5 protein-coding genes are annotated in these 4,077 nt (G+C 62.6%); all 5 read right to left on the bottom strand.

The annotated features are described in order from the left end of the window. Positions 1 to 126 precede the first annotated feature (126 nt). Positions 127 to 1,065 (bottom strand): thiamine phosphate synthase, encoded by a 939-nt coding sequence (locus GZ093_RS20445; protein ID WP_296489542.1) that lies wholly within the window; start codon positions 1,063 to 1,065, stop codon positions 127 to 129. Continuing rightward, positions 1,062 to 1,901 carry a thiazole synthase gene (locus GZ093_RS20440; RefSeq protein ID WP_296489540.1) on the bottom strand — a complete coding sequence of 280 codons (840 nt, stop codon included), beginning with the start codon at positions 1,899 to 1,901 and terminating at the stop codon, positions 1,062 to 1,064. Before GZ093_RS20440 ends, GZ093_RS20445 begins: the two co-directional genes overlap by 4 nt. Positions 1,902 to 1,932: 31 nt before the next feature. Beyond that, positions 1,933 to 2,130 carry a sulfur carrier protein ThiS gene (gene thiS, locus GZ093_RS20435; protein WP_296489539.1) on the bottom strand — a complete coding sequence of 66 codons (198 nt, stop codon included), beginning with the start codon at positions 2,128 to 2,130 and terminating at the stop codon, positions 1,933 to 1,935. Then, on the bottom strand, positions 2,127 to 3,203 hold the full coding sequence (locus tag GZ093_RS20430; RefSeq protein ID WP_296489537.1) for an FAD-dependent oxidoreductase: 1,077 nt from the start codon (positions 3,201 to 3,203) through the stop codon (positions 2,127 to 2,129). Before GZ093_RS20430 ends, thiS begins: the two co-directional genes overlap by 4 nt. Then, positions 3,200 to 4,077, bottom strand: an 878-nt coding sequence (locus GZ093_RS20425) for a cytosine permease (RefSeq protein WP_296489536.1), incomplete at its 5' end; no start/stop codon positions are given. The genes GZ093_RS20430 and GZ093_RS20425, both read right to left, overlap by 4 nt.

Genomic DNA, 4,077 nt, shown 5'->3' with positions numbered 1-4,077 from the left:
AAAATCTATCTAACCATGAAGCCCTGAGCGCTGCAAATCACCAACACCCAAAACTAAATTTCGGAAATTTACAGAAAAGAAGTTGCTTTATCTGTTCCACGGCACCTCCGCGCAACGCCTTGCATCTCAAAGCGCGGGCTCAGGCGCCATGGCCAAGAGCCTGGCGTTGATCTTGGCTTGTAGACTATTTGCCATGACTTCAGGATTTTCAGCGGCCACCAGGGCACGCACCACCGCAATCGATCCCACGCCGCAGTTCAGCACGTCCAGCAGTTTGCTGGCGTCAATTCCCCCAATCGCCACTTGGGGGTAGTCACGCATCAGCCGGGCATAAGCGCCTAGTCGTGCCAGGCCTTGCGGCGGTGTCAGCATGCGTTTAAGCGTGGTGGCAAACACCGCACCCATGGCGATGTAGCTCGGACTGTAGTGATCTGCCCGCAGCATCTCGGCGTAACCGTGACTGCTCAGACCCAAACGCAGGCCCGCTGCCCTGATCTTTTCCAGGTCTGCTTCGACCATGTCCTCCTGCCCCAGATGCACGCCATAGGCCCCGGCATCGATGGCAGCTTGCCAATGGTCGTTGATAAAAAGCCGGGCGTTCGTGCCTTTGACCGCCGTCACCGCAGCGCGTACTTCACGGGCAATGACCACCGTGTCATCGGCTTTGAAGCGCAGTTGAACGGTGGACACACCAGCGCGTGCCATACGCCCCACCCATACCGCATCGGGCAGGACCGCGTACAGGCCCAATTGACGCGGGCAAGCCGCAAACGCAGTTGGGCGCGGCCAGGCCTGCATACCGAAATCCTCTGGCTGGTCGGGCCAGGCCAGCACGTCAAAATGCCCGGTGCGATCAGTCTGTTTTTGCCAGGCCAGTGCCACGCACTCGGCATCCGCCTCAATGAAACCCAGCGCCAGGCAGGCGCTTTTGGCGGCGCGGTAAACCGCTGCCTCACAGGTGAATGTGGCGGTGACTGCGCGCTGCGCTGCGCTGGCGTCAAGCGCCAAAGCGACATCGGCGTGGGCCGTGACGATGGTCTGCACCATGCTGTCATGCTGGGTCATGTATCGGCTCCAAGCTGATGCCAAAAGGGTGTGCCCAGCACGGGGGTGCTGGGCTGTGCCGCCTGCTGCTCGGGCATGGCGCCGCTCAAAAATGCAGTGCGTCCCGCCTGGGTGGCAGCGGCAAAAGCACCTGCCATGGCCACGGGGTCTTGCGCCAGGGCCACGGCGGTGTTCAGCAGCACGCCGTCAAAACCCCATTCCATCACCTGGCAAGCGTGCGACGGCAGGCCCAAGCCGGCGTCCACGATCATGGGGACACTCAGGCGCTCACGCAGGGTGCGCAGCGCATAGGCGTTGATGGGGCCTTTGCCGGTGCCAATCGGCGCCGCCCACGGCATGATGGCCTGGCAACCTGCGTCCACCAGGCGCTGGCACAGCACCAGGTCTTCCGTGCAATACGGCATCACTTTGAAGCCCTCCTTGATCAGCTGGCTGGCCGCCTGCACCAGGTTCAGGGTGTCAGGCTGCAAGGTGTAGTCGTCGCCGATGAGTTCGAGCTTGATCCAGGGTGTCTCAAACACCTCGCGTGCCATCTGCGCGGTCGTGATGACCTCCTGCACGCTGTGGCAACCGGCGGTGTTGGGCAGCACCGGCGTACCCAGTGTTCTTAGCAGTTCCCAAAACCGGTTCGGTGTATCCGGGTCGCTGATGTTTTGTCGCCGCAGTGACGCGGTGAGCATGGCCGGTTGGGCCAGACGCAGCGCCGCCTCCAGAATGTGGGGCGAAGGGTAACGGGAGGTGCCCAGCAACAAGCGGCTATTAAAGCGCTGGCCGTACAACAGCAATGGATCGGCGCTGGGGGTATCTGCGCTTGAATTCAGGGAGGTCATTGACATGGTGAAAATCTTCTAAAACGTTCAGGAGCCCCTAACCGCCAGTGACCGGTGCAATGATGTCGATCCGGTCGTCGTTCTGCAGTCGGGTTTGGCTGTAGCGGGTTTGGGGCACAAACTGCAGGTTCACGGCCGCCGCAAAAGGCGCCCGCGCTTGCAGCAATTCAATTGCATCGGCCAGTGTGGCGCCCTCAGGCAGGGTGTGCCGGGTCTGGTTGATGATGACGTTCATGGCAATTGGTGGATCGACAGGGCAAAATCGTTCGCCAGCGGCGAGGTGCCGGTTTGAAACAGTTCCAGCGCCACATCCAGCAGGGCCGGGGCCATCAGGTAGCCGTGGCGATAGAGGCCGTTGATCTGCATCACGCGTGGGCCCAACTGGCGGATGCTGGGCAGGTTGTCAGGCAAGGCTGGGCGGCACTGGGCGACCAACTCCACAATGCGCGCCTCGGCAAAACCACTGTCCACCGTATAAGCGGCGCCGAGCAGCTCCAGCGCGGAGCGCACGCTCATCGGTGAGAGGTCGTCGGACTCAATTTCGGTGGCGCCGACCAGAAAATAGCCGTCTTGTTTGGGCGCAATGTAGATCGGGTAGCGCGGATGGAGCAGTCGCGTGGGGCGCGACAGTTTCACGTGCGGCGCCAGCAGCGTGATGATCTCGCCGCGCACGCCACGCAACGCGGACCACTGCGGCTGCGCACCCAAGCCCCGGCAGTCAAATACCCAGTCGGGCTGCCCAGGCTGCCCCGGGGTGAAGTCGCTGGGGGCGCGTGGACTGTTCCAGTGAATCGTCACCTGCAGTCGCTGGAGTTGATGCAGCGTGGCGGCGAGCAACTGGTGGTTGTCCAACTGGCCTTCGCCCGGCAGGTAGAGGCCTTGCGAAAAATGCGCACCCAGACTGGGCTCCAACCGTGCTATGCCGGACGCATCCAGCGGCTGCGCTTTCGGCAGCGTCGGCAGCCGTTGCGCCGTGGCCTCAAGTTGGCGCGAAAAACGTGTGGCCTCAGCCGCATCTTGCCGATGCCAGACCACCATCGTGCCCTGCTGCTGAAAGAACACCGGCTCATCCAGTTGCGCAATCAGCGCAGGCCAGCGGCCGAGCCCGTACACGCCCATTTTCACCACCGGGTCCTCGGCGACCGCCGACTCCGCCAGCGGTGCCAACATGGCTGCCGCGGCGCGGGCCGCCGAGTTCAGCGCCTCGGGGCCACCCGCATCAAATAACTCAAGCTGGTGACCCGCACGGGCCAATTCACACGCGAGCAAGCGCCCGATCAGACCGGCTCCCAAAATGGTGATGTTCATGCGGGTTCTGCCAATTGCTTCATGGACACGTTAGCGCGCGTCAGCCAGGCCAAGCCAAAGGTCAGTGCCAGCGTCGGTAAGGCCGCGCCCCATTGCGGCGCCCAATTTGTCAGCAGGTGATAGACCGCAATGCCAGCCAGCCACAGCAACGCGGCACTGAGGTCTACCTTGCGCCGCATCGGCTGCAAGCCCACCGAAACACCACTGAGGCGCCCCAGAATAATCCCGTACAGCGGCACGAAAATCGAGCTCAACAGCAGCAAAAACGGCTCCAGACTGTGCATCGGCAACACCAGCGCCAGGCCCGTGCACAGCAGCGCCAGCCCCAGCCCCCATTGCCGCACCGTCCAGGATGACTTGATGCTGTGCGCTGACACTGCGCCGGAGTAGACATCGCCATAGGCGTTGTCAATTTCATCCACCAGGATCAGGCTCAGCGCGATCAGGCCGCCTTGCGCCAGCAGCAGGGCGCTGACCAGATTGGCATCGGGCTGCGCCACACTGACCACCATCACACCGAGCGCGTAACACCAGATGTTGGCCAGCGCGTAGCCGAGCCAGGTGCCGCTCAGGGCGCTGCGGCCTGACTTGCCGTAACGCGCATAGTCCGCCACCAGGGGTAACCACGACACCGGCATGGCGATGACCAGGTCCATCGCCGAGAGCATGCCCATGCTGCCATCACCCTCTCTAGCCCAGAACGCTTCAAGCCCCTTGCTGTGCAGTTGGCCGCCAAACTGCCAGGTCAGCCACAACAGCGACGCAATCACCAGCGGCAGGCCGATCCGGCTGATAATTTTTCGCACCAGTTGCGTCATGGAGCCTGCCAGCAACAGCGTCAGCACCGCGCCCCACAAGAGGGTGGTAACGACGA

Source organism: Rhodoferax sp., assembly GCF_010365055.1.
In the GTDB taxonomy this organism is placed as follows: domain Bacteria; phylum Pseudomonadota; class Gammaproteobacteria; order Burkholderiales; family Burkholderiaceae_C; genus Rhodoferax.
The sequence above is the reverse complement of the archived record's forward strand: the minus strand, read 5'-3'. Positions and strand labels throughout refer to the sequence as shown.

Coding starts and splice junctions, on each gene's coding strand:
- GZ093_RS20430 (WP_296489537.1), bottom strand. CDS start 3,203: ATGAACATCACCATTTTGGGAGCCGGTCTGATCGGGCGCTTGCTCGCG.
- GZ093_RS20445 (WP_296489542.1), bottom strand. CDS start 1,065: ATGACCCAGCATGACAGCATGGTGCAGACCATCGTCACGGCCCACGCC.
- thiS (WP_296489539.1), bottom strand. CDS start 2,130: ATGAACGTCATCATCAACCAGACCCGGCACACCCTGCCTGAGGGCGCC.
- GZ093_RS20440 (WP_296489540.1), bottom strand. CDS start 1,901: ATGTCAATGACCTCCCTGAATTCAAGCGCAGATACCCCCAGCGCCGAT.